General features: G+C 65.6%; 18 protein-coding genes. 8 read left to right on the forward strand and 10 right to left on the reverse strand.

The annotated features are described in order from the left end of the window. Positions 1 to 2: 2 nt before the first annotated feature. The 4 genes from RZ1_RS22685 to catA form a co-directional block, all read right to left on the reverse strand. The gene (locus RZ1_RS22685) at positions 3 to 1160 is read right to left on the reverse strand and encodes an alkaline phosphatase family protein (RefSeq protein WP_072814781.1); all 1158 of its coding nucleotides are present in this window, start codon (positions 1158 to 1160) and stop codon (positions 3 to 5) included. A gap of 28 nt (positions 1161 to 1188) precedes the next feature. Continuing rightward, complete coding sequence (gene catC / locus RZ1_RS22690) at positions 1189 to 1473, reverse strand: muconolactone Delta-isomerase (RefSeq protein ID WP_072814782.1); 285 nt, start codon at positions 1471 to 1473, stop codon at positions 1189 to 1191. 37 nt (positions 1474 to 1510) lie between these two features. Continuing rightward, the gene (locus RZ1_RS22695; protein WP_072814783.1) at positions 1511 to 2638 is read right to left on the reverse strand and encodes a muconate/chloromuconate family cycloisomerase; all 1128 of its coding nucleotides are present in this window, start codon (positions 2636 to 2638) and stop codon (positions 1511 to 1513) included. 103 nt (positions 2639 to 2741) lie between these two features. Continuing rightward, positions 2742 to 3593: a catechol 1,2-dioxygenase gene (catA, locus tag RZ1_RS22700; RefSeq protein WP_072814784.1), complete on the reverse strand. Its 852-nt coding sequence runs from the start codon at positions 3591 to 3593 to the stop codon at positions 2742 to 2744. Positions 3594 to 3802: 209 nt separating this feature from the next. Between catA and RZ1_RS22705 the strand changes: the two genes are divergently transcribed. Beyond that, complete coding sequence (locus tag RZ1_RS22705) at positions 3803 to 4597, forward strand: IclR family transcriptional regulator domain-containing protein (protein WP_072814785.1); 795 nt, start codon at positions 3803 to 3805, stop codon at positions 4595 to 4597. A gap of 25 nt (positions 4598 to 4622) precedes the next feature. On the opposite strand, the gene RZ1_RS22710 is transcribed toward RZ1_RS22705, so the two are convergent. Then, entirely contained in the window at positions 4623 to 5558 is a 936-nt protein-coding gene (locus tag RZ1_RS22710) for an AraC family transcriptional regulator (RefSeq protein ID WP_072814786.1), read from the reverse strand. A gap of 191 nt (positions 5559 to 5749) precedes the next feature. Here RZ1_RS22710 and RZ1_RS22715 point away from each other — a divergent pair, with 191 nt between their 5' ends. From RZ1_RS22715 to RZ1_RS22725, 3 genes are all read left to right on the forward strand, one after another. After that, positions 5750 to 6316: a flavin reductase family protein gene (locus tag RZ1_RS22715; RefSeq protein ID WP_072814787.1), complete on the forward strand. Its 567-nt coding sequence runs from the start codon at positions 5750 to 5752 to the stop codon at positions 6314 to 6316. A gap of 51 nt (positions 6317 to 6367) precedes the next feature. Continuing rightward, positions 6368 to 7984, forward strand: coding sequence for a 4-hydroxyphenylacetate 3-hydroxylase family protein (locus RZ1_RS22720; protein ID WP_072814788.1), 1617 nt, complete (start codon positions 6368 to 6370; stop codon positions 7982 to 7984). 81 nt (positions 7985 to 8065) lie between these two features. Beyond that, on the forward strand, positions 8066 to 8557 hold the full coding sequence (locus RZ1_RS22725; RefSeq protein WP_072814789.1) for an NAD(P)/FAD-dependent oxidoreductase: 492 nt from the start codon (positions 8066 to 8068) through the stop codon (positions 8555 to 8557). An 18-nt stretch (positions 8558 to 8575) separates the two neighbouring features. Here the strand turns inward: RZ1_RS22725 and RZ1_RS22730 are convergent, their stop codons facing one another. The 4 genes from RZ1_RS22730 to RZ1_RS22745 are packed head-to-tail and all read right to left on the reverse strand — an operon-like array spanning position 8576 to position 12549. Further along, positions 8576 to 9328 (reverse strand): glycerophosphodiester phosphodiesterase, encoded by a 753-nt coding sequence (locus RZ1_RS22730; RefSeq protein ID WP_072814790.1) that lies wholly within the window; start codon positions 9326 to 9328, stop codon positions 8576 to 8578. After that, a complete protein-coding gene (locus RZ1_RS22735) occupies positions 9325 to 10707 on the reverse strand; it encodes an ABC transporter substrate-binding protein (protein WP_072814791.1) in 1383 nt (460 codons plus the stop codon). The genes RZ1_RS22730 and RZ1_RS22735 overlap by 4 nt, the downstream gene beginning before the upstream one ends. Positions 10708 to 10759: 52 nt before the next feature. Then, positions 10760 to 11587, reverse strand: coding sequence for a carbohydrate ABC transporter permease (locus tag RZ1_RS22740; RefSeq protein WP_072814792.1), 828 nt, complete (start codon positions 11585 to 11587; stop codon positions 10760 to 10762). Then, positions 11587 to 12549 carry a carbohydrate ABC transporter permease gene (locus RZ1_RS22745; RefSeq protein ID WP_072814837.1) on the reverse strand — a complete coding sequence of 321 codons (963 nt, stop codon included), beginning with the start codon at positions 12547 to 12549 and terminating at the stop codon, positions 11587 to 11589. The genes RZ1_RS22740 and RZ1_RS22745 overlap by 1 nt, the downstream gene beginning before the upstream one ends. Positions 12550 to 12861: 312 nt before the next feature. Here RZ1_RS22745 and RZ1_RS22750 point away from each other — a divergent pair, with 312 nt between their 5' ends. Both RZ1_RS22750 and RZ1_RS22755 read left to right on the forward strand, forming a co-directional pair. Continuing rightward, a complete protein-coding gene (locus tag RZ1_RS22750; RefSeq protein WP_083583856.1) occupies positions 12862 to 13734 on the forward strand; it encodes a DeoR/GlpR family DNA-binding transcription regulator in 873 nt (290 codons plus the stop codon). Then, on the forward strand, positions 13731 to 14411 hold the full coding sequence (locus RZ1_RS22755) for an HAD family hydrolase (protein WP_072814793.1): 681 nt from the start codon (positions 13731 to 13733) through the stop codon (positions 14409 to 14411). Before RZ1_RS22750 ends, RZ1_RS22755 begins: the two co-directional genes overlap by 4 nt. 43 nt (positions 14412 to 14454) lie before the next feature. Here RZ1_RS22755 and RZ1_RS22760 read toward each other — a convergent pair whose 3' ends face one another. Next, positions 14455 to 15537: an ABC transporter ATP-binding protein gene (locus RZ1_RS22760; protein WP_072814794.1), complete on the reverse strand. Its 1083-nt coding sequence runs from the start codon at positions 15535 to 15537 to the stop codon at positions 14455 to 14457. A gap of 374 nt (positions 15538 to 15911) precedes the next feature. Here RZ1_RS22760 and benA point away from each other — a divergent pair, with 374 nt between their 5' ends. Together benA and benB are read left to right on the forward strand one after the other, a co-directional pair. Further along, a complete protein-coding gene (gene benA / locus RZ1_RS22765; RefSeq protein WP_072814795.1) occupies positions 15912 to 17285 on the forward strand; it encodes a benzoate 1,2-dioxygenase large subunit in 1374 nt (457 codons plus the stop codon). Between the two features lie 14 nt (positions 17286 to 17299). Continuing rightward, on the forward strand, positions 17300 to 17803 hold the full coding sequence (gene benB, locus RZ1_RS22770) for a benzoate 1,2-dioxygenase small subunit (RefSeq protein WP_072814796.1): 504 nt from the start codon (positions 17300 to 17302) through the stop codon (positions 17801 to 17803). Positions 17804 to 17825: the final 22 nt, after the last annotated feature.

The raw sequence follows: 17825 nt of genomic DNA on the forward strand, positions 1-17825 counted from the left end.
GGTCATGCCGTACGACGCCGGATCGGATCCGGCGACAGCACCGGAATCAGGAGTTCGTCTTCGGTGAGCGCACCGTGCTGTCCGGGCAGCCGGGACATGACGAGTTCCCCGTCCGTGCGGATCACCGACGATTCGCCGTGCCCGATCGCAACGACGTCGCCGATGCGACTCGCGGCGTCCGGAGACGGTTCCGGTCCGAACAGCCCGGCGGCGAGCACGTCGTCGCGGGTGCCCACCCACATCTCGTCGCCGAGTTCGTTGCGCCACCGTTCGAGGACCGCGTCCGGCCGTTCGGTGTGGACGTGGCGGCAGCGTGGTTCCCCGGCGATGAAGGTGACGTCCTCGGACAGTCCTGCGCAGTGGTCGTAGTCGATGCGCCGCCCGCGGCTGGTGTCGACCATTCCGTGGTCGGCGGTGACGACGAGCCGCGTTCCCTCCGGCAGCGCATCCACGAGTTGTTCGACGAAGCGGTCGACGACGGTGAGCTGCGCGAGCCACGCCGGGGATTCCGGGCCGTAGAGGTGGCCGAGGGTGTCGACCTCACCGAGGTAGCCGTAGACGAGAGTGCGTTCGGCGGAGCCGACGGCGGCGACGATCCGGGCGAGCAGGTCGCCGTAGGCGGAGACGCCGACGAATGTGCCGCCGCGCAGCACGGCGCGTGTCAGTCCGCTGCCTTCGAACATTCGCGGCACGACCGTGGTGACGGCGATCCCGTCCCGCACGGCGCGTTCGAAGACGGTGGGGTGCGCCTGCACGAGTTCGGGGACGAGCTGGGTGCGCTGGTCGACAGCAGTGCCCGCCAGCGTCCAGCGCAACCAGTTGAACGCGCTGTCGAGCTCGCGCAGATACGCCTGGTAACCGGTGACGCCGTGCCGCCCCGACGGCAGGCCGGTTCCCAGCGACGCGAGGCTCACCGCAGTGGTCGTGGGGAATCCGGCACGGATCGGCTGTCCCGTCATCCCGGTCAGAAAGGGTGCGGCACTGCTGTTGCGTTGCAGCAGGTTCCATCCCATTCCGTCGACGAGCAGTACGACGGTGCGGGCGCAGTCGGTCAGCTCGAGCCGGTTGTGTTCTCCGGCGGCACCCGCGGATGCGATCACCGACGGAAGCAGGTCCGCGAGGGTCGGCTGTTCGTAGACGTCTCGGAGCGGCAGACTCATATGTCGAGTATGAACCGCCGACGCCGGTCTACTCCTTGATGTCGGATCCGTGCCGCGTCAGCGGCATGATCTCGATCTTCATGAACGGGAACAGCGGCAGGTTCCACAGGATCTCGTGCAGTTCGTCCGCCGAGTCGACATCGAAGATGCTGATGTTGCTGTACTGGCCGACGATGCGCCAGATCTCCCGCCACTTGCCCTTCCGCTGCAGTTCCTGGCTGTACGCCTTCTCCTTCGCGATGGTGTCGGCGCGGACCTCGGGGTCGAGGTCGCGGGGGATGTCGACGTCCATGCGAACGTGGAACAGCGCCATGGTCGGTTATCTCCTGATCTGTGGCTGGTCGGTCGGGTCAGTCGCGGGCGAGGTGCTTGACGACGTCCATGTCGAGCTCGACACCGAGGCCGGGCCCCTGCGGGAGGTGCACCTGGCCGTCGGAGTAGTCGAGCGGTGTCTTCAGCAGTTCCACGGCGAACAACTGCGGACCGAAGAGTTCGGATCCGTAGTCGATGCCGGGTTCGGCGCACGCGAAGTGGACGGACGCCGCCGTGCCGATCGGGCCTTCGATCGAGGTGGCGCCGTGGCACCGGAGCCCGGCTGCCTTCGCGACCGCGACGACCTGTTTGCTGCGTTGCAGCCCACCGCATTTGGTGGTCTTGAGCGCGACCACGTCGGCGGCGCCGCGCTTGGCGACTTCGTAGGCGTCGTGCGGTGTCTGCACGGATTCGTCGGCCATGACCGGTGCCGAGACCCTGCGATTGATCTCGGCGAGAACATCGAGTTGGTCTGCGGGGGTGGGCTGTTCGATGAGTTCGACGCCGCCGTCGACCAATTCCGGCACGTGACGCAGTGCGGTGAAGCGGTCCCACCGGGCGTTGACGTCGATGCTGAATCCGACCTTCCCGTCGAACGCTTCGACGACCTTGACGACACGGTCGGTGTCGACCACCGGATCGAGGGCGCCCATCTTGAGCTTGAACGCGAAGTTCAGGCGCTGCTCCATCTTGTGGGTGACCTCCTCGACGATCTCCTCGAGAGGGGCGGCGCCGAGAGCCCAGCGCACGTCGACACCGGTGCGGAACGCGCCGCCGAGCAGCGTGTGCACCGGGACGTCGAGGCTGCGGGCCCACGCGTCGTGCAGCGCGACGTCGACGGCGGCCTTCGCGAACCGCGCGTTCGCGACGATGCGTTCGAGGTCGACCATGATGCCCGTGATGTCGTCGACGCCGCGTCCGGTGATGAACGGAGCGATGTAGCGGTCGACGATCGCCTTCATCGTCTCGACGGATTCGCCTCCCCACCACGGTCCGCCGGGCACGACCCCCTCGCCGTAGCCGGTGACGCCGCCGGCGGTGGTGATCGCCACGAGCAGGATCGGCTGCGCTTCGGCGGTCGTGGTCGCGAACTTGTGCGGGCGGATCAGCGGGACGTCGAGAATCGTGGTCTCGACGGAAACGATCTTCAGGTCCTTGTCGGACATCGAGGGAACTCGCATTCGGGTCGGGTGCCGGCGGTGGACTCGTGCCCGTGCGTGGTTCCGGTAGCGGGGGCTACCGGAACCACGCACGAGCGCCGGGTGCCGGTCAGGCCTCGGGGTCGAGCACGAAGTTGTAGGTCACCTCGGCGATACCGTCGGCGTTCGGCTGCGGGTCGAGGATGAGCTCCGGCTTCGTCGCGGAGGCGACGTCGCTGTCGACCCAGTCCCCGTCCTTGAAGTAGAGCTGGGTGGTGATCGAGCGGTGTCCGGCACCCTTGACCATCAGGTGCAGGTGCGCCGGCCGCCAGGGGTGGCCGCCGAAGGAGTCGATGAACCAGCCGGTCGGTCCGTCCGCGGGGATCTTGTACGGCGCGGGCTTGAGGGTGGTGATCTCGAAGAAGCCGTTGTCGTCGCAGACGATCGTGCCGCGCAGGTTCCACTCGGGGATGCCAGGAGCGAACCGCGAGTAGAAGCCGTCCTCGTCGGCATGCCACAGTTCGACAGTGGCACCGGGGAGACCCTTGCCGTCGAGGTCGGTGACCTGACCCTTGAAGATCAGCGACGGTGCCGCGGCATCCTTTTCGCGCATCGGCATCGTGCACTTGGACGGCAGCTTCGGGGAGCCTTCGACGTAGTAGGGGCCTTCGATGCTGCCCTTGGTACCCGAGTAGTTGTTGCGGTCGTAGTGAACGGCCTCGACCTCGTGTTCGACGAAAACGTCGAGCCACAGCGGCCATTCGCCGTACTCGCCGACGTCGATGAGCCACTGCTTGAGGACGCGGTACTCGTCGTAGGTGACCTGATGCTTGTGGACGACGTCGGCGAGGGACCGCAGAACATCCTTGATGATCGCGCCGGCCCGCTCGACCGAGGTGTCGGAGGAGACGCGCTCGCTCTTGAACTTGTCGGTGGCGGCGTTGCCGGATCCGAAGGCGGTGGGGTTCTCCGTAGTGGTCATGGACACTCCTCGTGAGGGTCGAAACTGTCTGCCGCGAAAGTCGCGAAAGCTGGTGGGGGCACATGCGGGGGCTGACCGGTGGCCCTAGACGAAGTACGCTCTGCGTACAAGCGACACGCAATGCGTACGTTGGATACTGTGCGCGCTGTCACATCGCTTGTCAATCACATTCCGGGACACGACCGACATAACTGCAGGTAGGAGAATCGATGCCTAGCGAGGACCAGGTAGATACCCGAGGTACGGACCGCGACTTCATCCAGAGCATCGAGCGCGGCTTCGCGGTTCTCGACGCGTTCGGCGCTGTCGGCCCGACTCCTACGTCAGCCGAACTCGCCGGCGCCACAGCCCTGTCCCGGCCCGCCGTTCGCCGCATCCTGCTGACCCTGCGAAAGCTGGGCTATGTCACCGACACCGGCCCCCGGTGGTCGCTGACCCCCCGGGTGCTCAGCATCGGCCGGCACTACTCCGCCGCGAACACCCTGGTCGAGGCCGCGATGCCGCACCTGGTCGAACTCTCGGAACGCACCACCGAATCCGCCTCGCTCGGGGTGCTCGACGGTACCGAGGTCGTCTACGCCGCACGCGTGCCGGTCCGCCGCATCATGAGCATCAACGTCGCGGTCGGCACCCGGGTCCCCGCGTATGCGACGTCGATGGGACGTGCCCTGCTCGCGTGGGCACGGCCCGAGGTCGTGGACCGGGTCGTCGCGGACACCGTGTTCGAGCAGCTCGCGTCGTCGACCATCACGGGAGAGGAGGATCTCCGGGCCGAGCTCGCCCGGGTCCGGGCACGCGGCTTCGCCCTGGCGGCGGCGGAACTGGAGGACGAACTGATCTCGCTGGCCGCACCCGTGCGCGAGGCCGCGGGCACGGTCGTCGGTGTCGTCGCGTGTTCGACGTCCGCGGGCCGGCACACCCCGGATTCGTTCCGCGACGCCGCTGCCGCATCCGTGGTCGACGCCGCCGACGCTCTGAGCCGGAACCTCGGTTTCCGACCCTGACCTGCAGCAACGCGACGAATACGATTCACGAACGCAGCGTGTCGGACGGCGCGACCCCGTACTTGCGGCGGTATGCCGCAGCGAACCGGCCGGTGTGGGTGATACCCCACTCGAGCGCGACGTCGGTGACACAGACCGCCGCGGGATCTCCCTCGGAGAGCGCGGCATGGATGCGCTCGAGGCGCAGGTCGAGCAGGTATTCGCGAGGGCAGACCCCGAGGTATTCCCGGAATCCCTCCTGAAGCCGGCGCACGCTGACCCCGGCCACCTCGGCCATGTCGGCGCTGGTCCAGGCCAGAGACGGATCGGCGTGCAGCCGATCGAGAACCCGTTTGATGATGCGCGGTCGCGCGACCGTGCCGGGGTCGGCGTCCCGCATCACGGCGAGAACGAACGCCGAGGTGATGGCGCCGGACAGCTGATCGGCGACCACCGGATTGGTCCAGGGTGAGTCGCCCGATTCGAGGTTCCCGACCATTGCGCCGAGCATCGACAGCCAGTTCTTCCCGGCGTCGGTCGTCAGGTCCACCTGCGGCGGCAGCTGCAGCCCCGGCCGGCCGAGAACGCGGGCCATCTCCCGATGCAGGTAGTCCCGGTCGAGCTTGATTCCGACGATCTCGCAGCTCGCCGTCCATCGCGTGATCGCTGCCGCGGTGTCCGGGCGGAAGACACTGGCGTAACCGTGCCGGGAGACAACCTCCCGTCCTTCGCTCACCGACTCGATCTGTCCGGCGAGCGGGATGTTCACGGCATAGGCACCGGGGTGATCGGACTCGACCGACACCTCGGCCCCCCAGCCGACCCTGGCGAGCCGCAACGGACCCAGATCGACCCTGCGCAGCGTCACCCGGGGCGTTGTGATCGCGTCGAGTGGACGCAGCGAATGCGGGAAGTAGGCATCCGAAACCGCTACTTCCGCTTCCTCCCAATTGCCGGGGATCCGCCCGTCGTCGGTGCGCATTCACCCTCCTCGGATCGTCCTCGGGGTCTTTGGTCACAGTGTGACGAGCAACACTACCCGCCGCAAACAAGGCCGACGGTCACTCCGTCGCGCAAGGTGGATAGCGACCGCGCTCAGCGGATCGCACACCCCTCCCGAGTCCGCATATGGTCTGGATCACACCGCGACGGATCGACCGGAGGGCTTCCGACATGGAGCAGCGAGAACTTCGAAACATCTTCGGGCAGTTTGCAAGTGGCGTCACCGTCATCACCTGCAGCAATCACGAGGGCACTCCGCACGGGGCCACCGTCACCGCGTTCACCGCGGTCTCGCTCGAACCCCGGCTGTGCCAGGTGACCCTGACCCGCACATCGAAGGCGTGCCGCTTCCTCTCCGGTGCGCCGTTCGCGGTGAACATCCTCGCCGACGACCAGGTCGACACCGCCCTGCACTTCGCGGGACGCCCCCGGTCGCCGGAACCCGTGTGGGAGCAGGGCCCGACCGCGCCGGTCCTCGCCGGCACCGCGGCCACCCTGTCGTGTGTGCCGTGGCGCGAGTACGACGGCGGCGACCACATCATCTACATCGGCGAAATCATCGACGCCACCGCCCGCGCCGATGCACAGCCACTTCTGTTCTACCGCAGCACCTTCCATGACATCGGCGACCCCAGCGCGTCCGCCGCGTGGAACGGATCGCTCGACGACCCGCACAGCGGATGGTTCGACGCATCCACCCGGTTCACGCCGATGCGCGTCGCAGTGCCCACCGCGTGACCCGACCGTCCGTTCTTCTTCCTCACCTTCCCCGTCCCCAGGAGAGATGACATGACCACGACCGAGCCCCGCCCCACCGAGACGCTCGACCGTTCCAAGGTCAACGTCGCCGCCGACTGCGCGGCCAACCATCAGCAGAACTTCGCGAGCCGCCCGATGACCGGGGCCGAGTACATCGAGTCGATCAAGGACGGCCGGGAGATCTACCTGCACGGAGAGCGGGTGAAGAACTACACCGAGCATCCGGCCTTCCGCAATTCGATCCGCATGACGGCCCGCCTGTACGACGCGATGCACACCGGCGAGCACGTCGACACGCTCACCACGGCCACCGACACCGGCAACGGTGGAGTCACCATGCCGTTCTTCCGCACCCCCAAGTCCGCGGACGACCTGCGCGCCGACCGTGACGCCATCGCGACGTGGGCACGACTGACCTACGGCTGGATGGGCCGCAGCCCCGACTACAAGGCGTCGTTCCTCGGCACCCTCGGCGCCAACGACGAGTTCTATTCGCCGTTCCAGGACAACGCGAAGCGCTGGTACCGGGAATCGCAGGAGAAGGTCCTGTACTGGAACCACGCGATCATCAACCCGCCGGTGGACCGGTCGCTGCCGCCGGACGAGGTCGGCGACGTGTTCATGAAGGTGGAGAAGGAGACCGACGCCGGCCTCATCGTTTCCGGCGCCAAGGTCGTCGCGACCGGTTCGGCGATCACGAACTACAACTTCATCGCCCACTACGGCCTGCCGATCAAGAAGAAGGAATTCGCGCTGATCTGCACGGTGCCGATGGACGCGCCCGGCATCAAGCTCATCTCCCGCGCCTCGTACTCGCAGAACGCCAACGTCGTCGGCTCGCCGTTCGACTACCCGCTGTCCTCGCGCATGGACGAGAACGACGCCATCTTCATCTTCGACAAGGTGCTCGTGCCCTGGGAGAACGTCTTCATGTACGGGGACGTGGAGAAGATCAACAACTTCCTCGGTGGGTCCGGCTTCCTCCAGCGCTTCACGCTGCAGGGCTGCACGCGTCTCGCGGTCAAGCTCGACTTCATCGCCGGCCTGCTCATGAAGGCCCTCGACGCGACCGGCGCCGGCGGGTTCCGCGGCGTGCAGACCCGCGTCGGTGAAGTCATCGGCTGGCGAAACCTGTTCTGGTCGCTCAGCGATGCGATGGTCAACAACCCCGAGCCGTGGCTCGGCGACACCGTCATCCCGAAGCTCGAATACGGCCTGACCTACCGGATGTTCGCGATGCAGGGCTACCCGCGGATCAAGGAGATCATCGAACAGGATGTCGCGTCCGGCCTGATCTACCTGCCGTCCTCGGCCGCCGACTTCCAGAACCCCGATGTGCGGCCCTACCTGGACAAGTACGTCCGCGGCTCGGATGGCATCCAGGCCGTCGATCGCGTCAAAGTGATGAAGGCACTGTGGGATTCGATCGGCTCCGAGTTCGGTGGCCGCCACGAGTTGTACGAGCGGAATTACGCCGGCAACCACGAGAACGTCAAGGCAGAACTGCTGTTCGCCGCCGAAGGACGCGGTGACGTCGCCTCCATGAAGGGTTTCGCCGAGCAGTTCATGAGCGAGTACGACCTCGACGGGTGGACGGTTCCGGATCTCATCGGAAACGCCGACGTCAGCGCCCTCTACAAGAAGTAGCCCAGTCTGCCGCGCGCGGGCAGCAGCACCCCACCTGCCCGCGCGCGGTCCCGATCCACTCCCCCAGCGAAGGAGCGCCCGATGTTCCTGGCACAGCCGGATTCCCGACCCCCCTGCATCCCGGAGTTCGATGTGGCAGTCGTCGGGCGCTCCTTCGCGTCCCTGCGCGCGGCCGAACGATTGCGGCGCGAACTCCGTCTTTCGGTCACCGAATCCCCCGATGCACAAGCCGCCCGGTACGACGAGGTGAACCACCGATGGGAGATCGACACGGCCGGTGGCGTCGCGGCCCGGGCGAAGATTGTCGTTGAATCCTCCGGGACGATCCTGGTCGAGGGGCGTCGAGGACGATCCCTCGCCCAGGACGCCGACGGGCTCGTGGTGCATGGATATCCGAATCTGTTCCGCCTCGGCGATTCCGGAACACCCGATCCGGTCGGGTCCGTGTGCCGATTAGTCGGGCACATGCGCACGAACGTTCTCGACTACATCGAGGCCCGGCCGACTGCGGCGTTCATCAACAGGCTCGACGCGGTGACCTTCGACCGCCCGGTCCCCCGTAACCTCCTGTAATGGAACGACTCCGACCGGTCAATGAGCGGCCTCCGCGATCGCCTGCGCGAGCCAGTCGCAGCCTGCGCGCGGATCGTCGACCGTTCCGCCGTTGAAGCCGAGTTCGAGACCGCGCCGCACGTCGTCGACACTGCGCACCGGCCAGGCACCCATCTCGTACCCCGCGTCGTGCATTCGCGACACCAGTTCCTCGGTCAGTCCGTCCCAGCCGCAGTAGAACGCGGATGCTCCCGTCTCCGCGAGCACCGCTTCGATTCCACCGGGATGCCGTTCCCGATCGGGATATCCCATCGTGATCAGCCCGCGCGAAATATCCGGTGCGAGTTCGCGCATGCGCCGCAGTGCCTCCGGCTGGAAGCTCGTGAACCGGATTCGCTCGGCGTCGGCGGGACGAGCCGAGACGACGTGCGCGAGTTGCTCCGCGACCTCGCCTGCCTTGATCTCGACCTGAAGGGACACCGTCGTCGCGTCGAGGACCTCCTCGAACGTCGGTACATGATTGCCGTCACCGACGTCGACGGCCCGAATCTGCTTGTAGGTCAGGTCGGCGACCGGGCCCAAGCCACGTCCGGACTCGTCCGCCGCGGTGCGGTCGAGCGTTGCGTCGTGCAGGACGATCGCAATCCCGTCCGCAGTCAGTCGAACATCGAATTCCAGTTCATGGACCCCGATCTGCTCGGCCAACCGGAAGGACGGCAGTGTGTTCTCCGGTGCGAGCGCCATCGCGCCGCGGTGCCCGACAACGGCATAGGGGGTGATGCGTGCGTTCATTCGGCAACCAACTCCTCGTACTGGGCCCGGATGTCCTCGGCGTCCTTCCGGATGACCTTCGCGGCGGCGGACAGCACGGCCGCCGGGTTTGCGTTCTCGGTGTAGAGCTTCTGGATGACTCCGCGCATCTCGAGAATCGTCGAGGACACGTACCGGCGCGCGGCGTCGGGCTGACGTGCACGATCGAGTTGGGCCACGGCGAGACCGTAATTCGGATTCTCGGCGATACGTGCTGTGACGATCGGCGATGCGGTCGCGCCCTTGGTGGCGGGGAGATAGCCGGTATCCACGGCCCAGTCGGCGGCCTGCTGGTCCTGGGCGAGGAATTCGATCAGCTTCGCGGCCGCTGCCTTGCGTTCGGGATCGGCATGCTTGAGGATAGACAGCCCGGCACCACCGGTCGGAACACCGGTGTCCTCGGCGACCGGGAGGTATCCCGCACCGATCTCGAAATCGGCTCCCTTGGTCAGGCCTGTGAGGGAACCTGTCGAATTCGTGATCGACGCAACGAGTCCGTTCGTGAAATCGGTGTTGATCTCCTGTGCGAGATACCCGATCTTGTCGTCGTTGACGCAGGCACGGTCGAACTCGGCCGCCGCGATGGCCCGGTCGTTGTCGACAACCACGTCGAGTCCGTCGGAGATCGCGCCGTTGTGGTTCCACAGCAGACCCTGGAAATACCAGTCGTCGCCACCCGTGTAGGCACGCATCTTCAAGGTGTTGCCGCGGTAGGCGCGGCCGGTGATCCGATTGCCCCAGTCTCGGAACTCGTCCCAGGTTTCGGGTGCACGATCGGGCAGGCCGGCATCGGCGAAGATCTCCTTGTTGTAGTAGAACAACGGGGTCGACCGGCCGAAGGGAACCCAGTACGACGACCCGCGCACGACACCTTCCTGGAACAGGCGGTCGTGGTAGGTGGCGCTGTTCCAGCTTCCGGTGAAGTACTGGTCGAGCGGCTCGACCTGACTCGACAGGAAGAACTTGTTCCACGACACGTCGGAGAAGACCGCGATCTCGGGGATCTGGCGGGCCTGCAGGCCCGCAGACAGCTTCTCGGTGACCCCGTCGTATCCCTGGAATTGCTGGACCTCGACGTATGCGTCGCCCTGGGACTCGTTGAACCGATTCACCAAAGTCGTGAACGCCTCGCCGTTGGTGCCGGACCACGGGCTCCACACGACAACGTTGGTACGGCCGGCGAACTGGCCGGGCACGTTGACGTCCGGCTGCGCGAATGCTCCCGACGACGAACCCGACGACGGCGATCCGCACGCGGCCAAGATCGGCACCGCGGTGGCGGCCATACCCGCCACGGTCAGGAAGCGCCGCCGGGTGAGCGCCGGGGGCGGCGTCACACGCTGACGATCGAACAGGGACATGGCTTCTCCTCGGGGGGTGCGGAGGGGGAACGGGAGCGGAAGAGCTTGTACGTCAGCGCCTGACGGCGGCACCGGCGAGTCCGGCGATGATGTAGCGCTGCGCGAAGAGGAACAGCAGGAGCATCGGAAGCATCACGATCACGGTGCCCGCCATGATCGGCCCCCACTGGTCGACGCCTTCGGTTTCCTTCAGGAACATCAAACCGATCGGAAGTGTGCGCGCCTGGAGCGAATTCGTCACGAGCAGCGGCCAGATGAAGTCGTTCCACTCGTCGATGACGGCGATGAGCGCCACCGTCACGATCGCGGGTTTGGACATCGGCAGCACGAAGTGGACGAGACGGCGCAGGTGTCCACAGCCGTCGAGTTCCGCGGCCTCGAGCACTTCCTTGGGCAGGGACATGAAGTGCTGGCGGAGCAGGAACGTGCCGAATGCGCTGGCCAGTCCGGGCAGGAAGATGCCTGCATATGTGTTGATCAAGCCAAGGTTGCCGATGGTCACATAGTTCACGAGGAGGGTGACGTGGCCCGGCACCATGAGAGCACCCAGCACCGCCACAAAGATCCACTTCTTGCCGGGGAAGCGGAGGAACGCGAAGGCGTAGGCGCCGAACACCGCCAGCAGCACCTTCAGGGTCGAGCCGACCGTGGTGACCACGACCGAATTCACGAAGAACTGCCCGAACGGCACGGCCTCCCAGGCGCGCTCGAAGTGATCGAAGACCAAGGCCGACGGAACCCATTGCAGCGGCCAGCGATAGATCTCTTCCTCGGGCTTGAATGCCGAGCTGAGCATCCAGTAGAAGGGCACCAGGAACACCAGGCCGACCAGGATCAGCCCCAATAGTGACCACGGGTGCCTGCGTGCAGCGGTGAGCATCAGTAGTGCACCTTCTTCTCGACGTACCGCATCTGCACCACGGTCACGGCCATGAGCAGTACGAACATGATCATCGCGCCGGCCGCGGCGGTGCCCGCCTTGAACTGACGGAAACCTTCCGAATAGATGAACCAGCTGAGTGTGGTCGTGGCCTCCGCGGGTCCGCCCGCGGTCATCATCGCAATGAGGTCGAAGGATTGGAACGCGCCGATCACCTGTGTGACGGTGAGAAAGAAAGTCGTCGGAGACAACAGCGGAAATTTCACGTGCCGGAGGATCTGCCAGCGGTTCGCACCGTCGATCCGGGCCGCCTCGAGGACGTCCTGCGGCATCGCTTGGATCGCCGAAAGATAGACTATTGCAACGAAACCTACCCCTTTCCAGACCGCGACGATGATCAACGCCGGTAGTGCCCATTGGCTCGAGGTCGTCCAGTGCGGCGAGTCGAGCCCGAACAGCGAGAACACCGCCCGGGACAGGCCGTAGTTCGGGTCGAAGAGGAACAGCCAGACCGCGGCGACGGCGGCGCCGGAAAGAATGTGCGGCGAGAAGGCCAGGGCCGATACCGCCCTCCGTCCGGGTGCTTTCGAGGCGAACAGCAGTGCGAGCGCGAGCCCACCGACGATGCTGACCCCGACCACCACGACCACCCACACCAGGGTGATCGACAGCACCCGAATGAACGACGGATCGGTGAACAGCGTGAGGTAGTTGTCCAGACCGACGAAAGTCGGGCTGGGCGCGATCATGTCCCATCGGGTCAGGCTCAGATAGGCGTTCCCGATCACTGGCCAATAGGCAAATACGGCGATCAGTGCGAGGTTCGGCAGCGCGAACAACGCGAACAGCAGATACTCGCGCCGCCGGCGCCGGCTCGGACCGCTCGGAGACGGCGACGGCACCCGACGCTGCGACGCCGGCGCTCTCGGCGCCGGCACGGGGCGCTGGACTGTCAGTGACACATCCACCGTCCTTTCTCAGATATCAATGAACTGTTAAGTAGGGCCTCAAACGCGACCATGTTGACACCCAGGATCGACGGAGGTCAAACACTGCCGAATGGACCTTCCCGAGCTCGACCGAGGACTCCTGATCCGCTCAATATTGCTTTACAACAACATATTTCGATCAACTCGTACTCATTGCCGGCCGGGCCGTTTCAGCTCGGATTCGACTCTCGGGAGTCAACTCTTCCCACTGATTTCACCGGGCGTTAATCACAGTAAAAGTGATATAACTTGGACGATCTACCAATCCGAGAGGCAGGAGTGCGCGTGGGCAAGAGATCGATCAGGAGTTCCCGGCAGGATCGACTCGACTCCATCCTCGAATGTCTGATCGCCGACGAGGGTGCCTCAGCGCAATCACTCGCCGCGCGATTCGACGTCTCCCTCATGACGATGCACCGCGACCTCGACGAACTCCAGAGCCGCGGAATCGTACGGAAATTCCGTGGGGGTGTCAGCGTCCAGCGCACGAGCACCTACGAAATCGCCGCGCCGTTGCGACGACTCGTGGCCGTACCCCAGAAGCGCGCGATCGCCGCGGCCGCCGCCACGCTCGTCTCACCGGGCCAGGCCGTCCTGCTCGACGATTCCACGACCGCCGCGTCGATGCTCGACCACGTGCTCGGCATCGAGGACCTGCACATCGTCACGAACTACCTGCCCGTCCTCAACCGGATCGCGGGAGCCGGCACCGCCGGGACGACCGCGATCGGGGGAACCTACGTCCCCGGGCACGAATCGTTCCTCGGCGTCGGGGCGGTCGCGGCAATCCGAGCGGTCCGAGTCGACACTGCATTCGTGTCCACGACGACGGCCGATGCGAACGGCACGTACCATCAGGAGGAATCGATCGTCGCCGTCAAGACCGAAATGATCCGGTCGGCGCGACGGCGGGTGCTGCTCGCCGATTCGGCCAAACTCGGTGCGACGTCACTGCATCTGGTGTGTGGTTGGGAGTCGATCGACGATTTGATCACCGATACCGGTGCCCCGGCCGAACTACTCGACACGATTCGCGACCGCGGCGTCCGCGTCACGGCGGTCACCCCCGAGAACGGTGCCGGCACGTCGGACGAGGAAACACTCCCTGCCGCTCCGCTCGACCGGTCGCCGACCCACGACGAACAGGAGGATGCGTGACCCAGGTGGACACCGGAGTGCAAGCCGTACTTTGGGACATGGATGGAACGCTCGTCGACACCGAACCGTACTGGTTCCGTGCGGAAGCAGATCTTCTTGCAGCGCACGATATTCCATGGAGCCACCAGCAGGCCGCTGCGCTCGTGGGGAACTCGCTGCCCACTTCCGCCGCGGTGTTGCGCGCGGCGGGCATTCCGTTCGACGTCCGCGAGATCATCGACACCCTCCTCGAATCCGTCATCGCCCAGGTGCGCCGGCAGGTGCCGTGGCGTCCCGGTGCGCGCGAACTGCTGACCGCCGTTCGCGATGTCGGCATTCCGTGCGCGATGGTGACGATGAGCGAGAGGCCACTCGCTGCGGAGATCGACGGTCTACTTCCGGACGGAACCTTCGAGTTCCTGGTCACCGGTGACATGGTTGTGCACGGCAAGCCCCACCCGGAACCGTATCTGCGTGCCGTCGAGGGACTCCGGGGCCGCTGGGGTGATATCGAGCACGGCCGGGTGGTCGCGATCGAGGACTCACTGCCCGGTCTGGCCTCCGCGAAAGCTGCCGGGCTTGTCACCGTCGGCGTCCCGAATGTCGTGGACCTGCCCGACGATCCCGGCCACACGCTGTGGCCGACACTCGAGGGCCGGACGGTGATACACCTGCATGAACTGTTGCAGGGCAGTTGATCCTGGTGGTGGCCGGGGATCATTCCGGCCACCACCGGCCACATCATGCGCTCAGCCGCACACCACTGTCCGAGTCGAATACGTGCACCGCTGACGTCACCGGGCGGATGCGCACGACCGAATCGATCGGCGGTGGATTGTCACCGTCCGCGCGAACGGTGAGTTCGTGGCGCGCTCCCCCGCAAGAGACGTAGCCGTAGAGGAACGCGTCGGCACCGAGTTCCTCTACGACCTCCACCCGCAGCTCGATCCCGCTGTCGTCGGTACTCAGTACGAACGATTCCGGCCGCACGCCGACGGTGACCGATCCGGCGCGCGCCCGGCCGAGCACCTCCCGCTCCACGGGGACCGTGTATCCGTCGAAATCGACACCGCCGTCGGCCACCGGCAGATCGAGGAAGCTCATCGCGGGGGAACCGATGAAACCGGCCACAAATCGATTCGCCGGCCGCGTGTACAGATTTCGCGGTGTGTCGATCTGCTGCAACCGGCCACCGTCGAGCACTGCCACCCGGTCGCCCATCGTCATCGCCTCGGTCTGGTCGTGGGTGACGTACACAGTGGTGACGCCGAGCGTGCGCGTCAGGCGCGCGATGCTTGTACGCGTCTGGACCCGCAGCTTCGCGTCGAGGTTGGACAGGGGTTCGTCCATGAGGAACACCTGCGGGTTCCGCACGATCGCACGCCCCATCGCGACACGTTGCCGCTGCCCACCGGACAACGCCTTGGGCTTACGGTCGAGATACTGCTCGAGATCGAGCATTTTCGCAGCCCCAGCGATCCGCCGTTGCCGTTCGTCCTTGGAGACCCCCGCGATCTTCAGCGCGAACCCCATGTTTTCGGCAACCGACATGTGCGGATAGAGAGCGTAGTTCTGGAAGACCATGGCAATGTCACGATCCTTTGAATCCACGTCGGTGACATCGGTGCTACCGATGAGCAGCCGTCCACTGTCGATGTCCTCGAGCCCGGCGAGCATCCGCAGCGAGGTCGTCTTGCCGCAGCCGGACGGACCCACCAGGACGAGGAACTCGCCGTCGGAGATGTCGAGGTCGAGGCCATCGACGGCGGGATGGTCGGAGCCTGGGTAGCGACGGGTGGCTTTGTCGAATGTGACGGTGGCCATGGATATTTCCTTCCACGGGCAGGAACGTGCCCGACGATCCGAAGTGAACGGACGAACATCCGTCGCTGTCAGTTCACCGTCGTCACGTGAATGACCGGTTCTGCCGGCCCGAACGAGCCGTGAACGCGACCGGTCGCCCCGGGGTCCCAGGTGGTACCGGCGTCCCAGGCAGGACCGGGATATCCCACCGATGCGGATCGGCCGTGTCCAGGGCATTTCGGCCCGAACAATCCGGGGTCTTAGACATCCCTAGGTATTTGCCCGGTGTGACCGGAGACACAGCCTGGCATCGTGGAGGCATCACGGCACAGCCGCCCGCCGGCACCGAGCCGAACTCCGCATCGCCCCCGGTACGACGCCACATTGGAGATTCCATGACCGACACCATCGACCACGTGCGTTCCCATCTCGACGGCGCTCTCGTCGAGGATGCAGCGAGCGGCCGCTACCAGGTCCGGCGCGACATCTTCACCGACGAAGAGATCTTCGAGCTGGAGATGAAGCACATCTTCGAAGGCAACTGGGTGTACCTCGCGCACGAGAGTCAGGTGCCCAACGCCGGGGACTACTTCACCACCTACATCGGACGCCAGCCCGTTGTCATCACCCGCGACAAGGACGGCGAGTTGCACTGCCTCATCAACGCGTGCAGCCACCGCGGCGCGATGCTGTGCCGGCGCAAGACCGACAACCGCACGACGTTCACCTGCCCGTTCCACGGCTGGACGTTCCGCAACAACGGCAAGCTGCTCAAGGTCAAGGACCCGCGCGAGGCCGGGTACCCGGAACAGTTCAACACCGACGGCAGCCACGACCTGACCAAGGTCGCCCGATTCGGCAACTACCGCGGGTTCCTGTTCGGCAGCCTCAACGCCGACGTCGCGTCGCTCGAGGATCATCTCGGTGACGCCACCAAGATCATCGATATGGTCGTCGATCAGTCCCCCGAAGGACTCGAGGTGCTGCGCGGTGCCTCCACCTACACCTACGACGGCAACTGGAAACTGCAGGCGGAGAACGGTGCCGACGGCTACCACGTGTCCGCGACGCACTGGAACTATGCGGCCACGACCGCCCGACGCACCGCCGGGGAATCGGCCAACGAGACCAAGGCGATGGACGCCGGCACGTGGGGCAAGCAGGGTGGTGGCTACCACTCGTTCGAGAACGGCCACCTCCTGCTGTGGATGTGGTGGGGCAACCCGCAGGACCGCCCCCTCTACCCCCGCAAGGACGCACTGGCCGCCGAATTCGGGGAGAAGAAAGCCGAATTCATGGTCGGGGCATCGCGCAACCTGTGCCTGTACCCGAACATGTACCTGATGGACCAGTTCTCGTCGCAGATCCGGCACTTCCGGCCGATCTCGGTGGACAAGACCGAGGTGACGATCTACTGCATCGCCCCCAAGGGCGAGCCGGCCGAGGCCCGCGCCAACCGGATCCGCCAGTACGAGGACTTCTTCAACGCGACCGGCATGGCCACCCCGGACGATCTCGAGGAGTTCCGGTCCTGCCAGAAGACGTACCTCGCGACCGCCGCACCGTGGAACGACATGAGCCGCGGCGCCACCCACGTGCTCAACGGCCCCGACCAGGTCGCGAAGGACCTCGGCATGGACAACGTGCTGTCGAGCGGTGTGAAGACCGAGGACGAGGGCCTCTACCCGATCCAGCACAGCTACTGGCTCGAGACGATGCGCAAGGCCACCGAGGCCGAAGCCGAGTCCACCGCCACGAACGAGCGCTGAGGAACCGCGAAACAATGACCACTGCAACAGAGTTGACGCAGACCGCCATCGAGCAGTTCCTCTACCGGGAAGCGCGGTTGCTCGACGACCGCGAGTTCGAGAAGTGGCTCGAGTGCTACCACCCGCAGGCCGAGTACTGGATGCCTGCATGGGACGACAACGGTGAACTCACCGAGGATCCGCAACGCGAGATCTCGCTCGTGTACTACCCCAACCGCGGCGGGCTCGAGGACCGGGTGTTCCGCATCCGCACCGACCGCTCGTCGGCGACGTCGCTGCCCGAACCCCGCACCGGACACAACATCACCAATGTCGAGATCCTCGAGCGCCGCGGCAGCGAGATCGACCTGCGCCACAACTGGCTCTCGCTGTACTACCGGTACAACACGACCGACACGTACTTCGGCACGAACTTCGTCACCCTCGACGTCTCCGGGCCGGAGCCGGTGATCCGGAAGAAGAAGATCGTCCTGAAGAACGACTACATCCACCACATCGTGGACGTCTACGTCGTCTGATTCACCCTGATTCACGAAAGGA

The sequence above is a fragment of the Rhodococcus zopfii NBRC 100606 = JCM 9919 genome, from assembly GCF_001895025.1.
Classification (GTDB): Bacteria; Actinomycetota; Actinomycetes; order Mycobacteriales; family Mycobacteriaceae; genus Rhodococcus; species Rhodococcus zopfii.

Excerpts from the sequence above, each read along its gene's own strand:
- benA (WP_072814795.1), top strand. The coding sequence starts at position 15,912 with ATGACCGACACCATCGACCACGTGCGTTCCCATCTCGACGGCGCTCTC.
- RZ1_RS22740 (WP_072814792.1), bottom strand. The coding sequence starts at position 11,587 with ATGCTCACCGCTGCACGCAGGCACCCGTGGTCACTATTGGGGCTGATC.
- benB (WP_072814796.1), top strand. The coding sequence starts at position 17,300 with ATGACCACTGCAACAGAGTTGACGCAGACCGCCATCGAGCAGTTCCTC.
- RZ1_RS22715 (WP_072814787.1), top strand. The coding sequence starts at position 5,750 with ATGGAGCAGCGAGAACTTCGAAACATCTTCGGGCAGTTTGCAAGTGGC.
- RZ1_RS22730 (WP_072814790.1), bottom strand. The coding sequence starts at position 9,328 with ATGAACGCACGCATCACCCCCTATGCCGTTGTCGGGCACCGCGGCGCG.
- RZ1_RS22725 (WP_072814789.1), top strand. The coding sequence starts at position 8,066 with ATGTTCCTGGCACAGCCGGATTCCCGACCCCCCTGCATCCCGGAGTTC.
- RZ1_RS22705 (WP_072814785.1), top strand. The coding sequence starts at position 3,803 with ATGCCTAGCGAGGACCAGGTAGATACCCGAGGTACGGACCGCGACTTC.
- catA (WP_072814784.1), bottom strand. The coding sequence starts at position 3,593 with ATGACCACTACGGAGAACCCCACCGCCTTCGGATCCGGCAACGCCGCC.
- RZ1_RS22735 (WP_072814791.1), bottom strand. The coding sequence starts at position 10,707 with ATGTCCCTGTTCGATCGTCAGCGTGTGACGCCGCCCCCGGCGCTCACC.
- RZ1_RS22760 (WP_072814794.1), bottom strand. The coding sequence starts at position 15,537 with ATGGCCACCGTCACATTCGACAAAGCCACCCGTCGCTACCCAGGCTCC.
- catC (WP_072814782.1), bottom strand. The coding sequence starts at position 1,473 with ATGGCGCTGTTCCACGTTCGCATGGACGTCGACATCCCCCGCGACCTC.
- RZ1_RS22720 (WP_072814788.1), top strand. The coding sequence starts at position 6,368 with ATGACCACGACCGAGCCCCGCCCCACCGAGACGCTCGACCGTTCCAAG.
- RZ1_RS22710 (WP_072814786.1), bottom strand. The coding sequence starts at position 5,558 with ATGCGCACCGACGACGGGCGGATCCCCGGCAATTGGGAGGAAGCGGAA.
- RZ1_RS22695 (WP_072814783.1), bottom strand. The coding sequence starts at position 2,638 with ATGTCCGACAAGGACCTGAAGATCGTTTCCGTCGAGACCACGATTCTC.
- RZ1_RS22685 (WP_072814781.1), bottom strand. The coding sequence starts at position 1,160 with ATGAGTCTGCCGCTCCGAGACGTCTACGAACAGCCGACCCTCGCGGAC.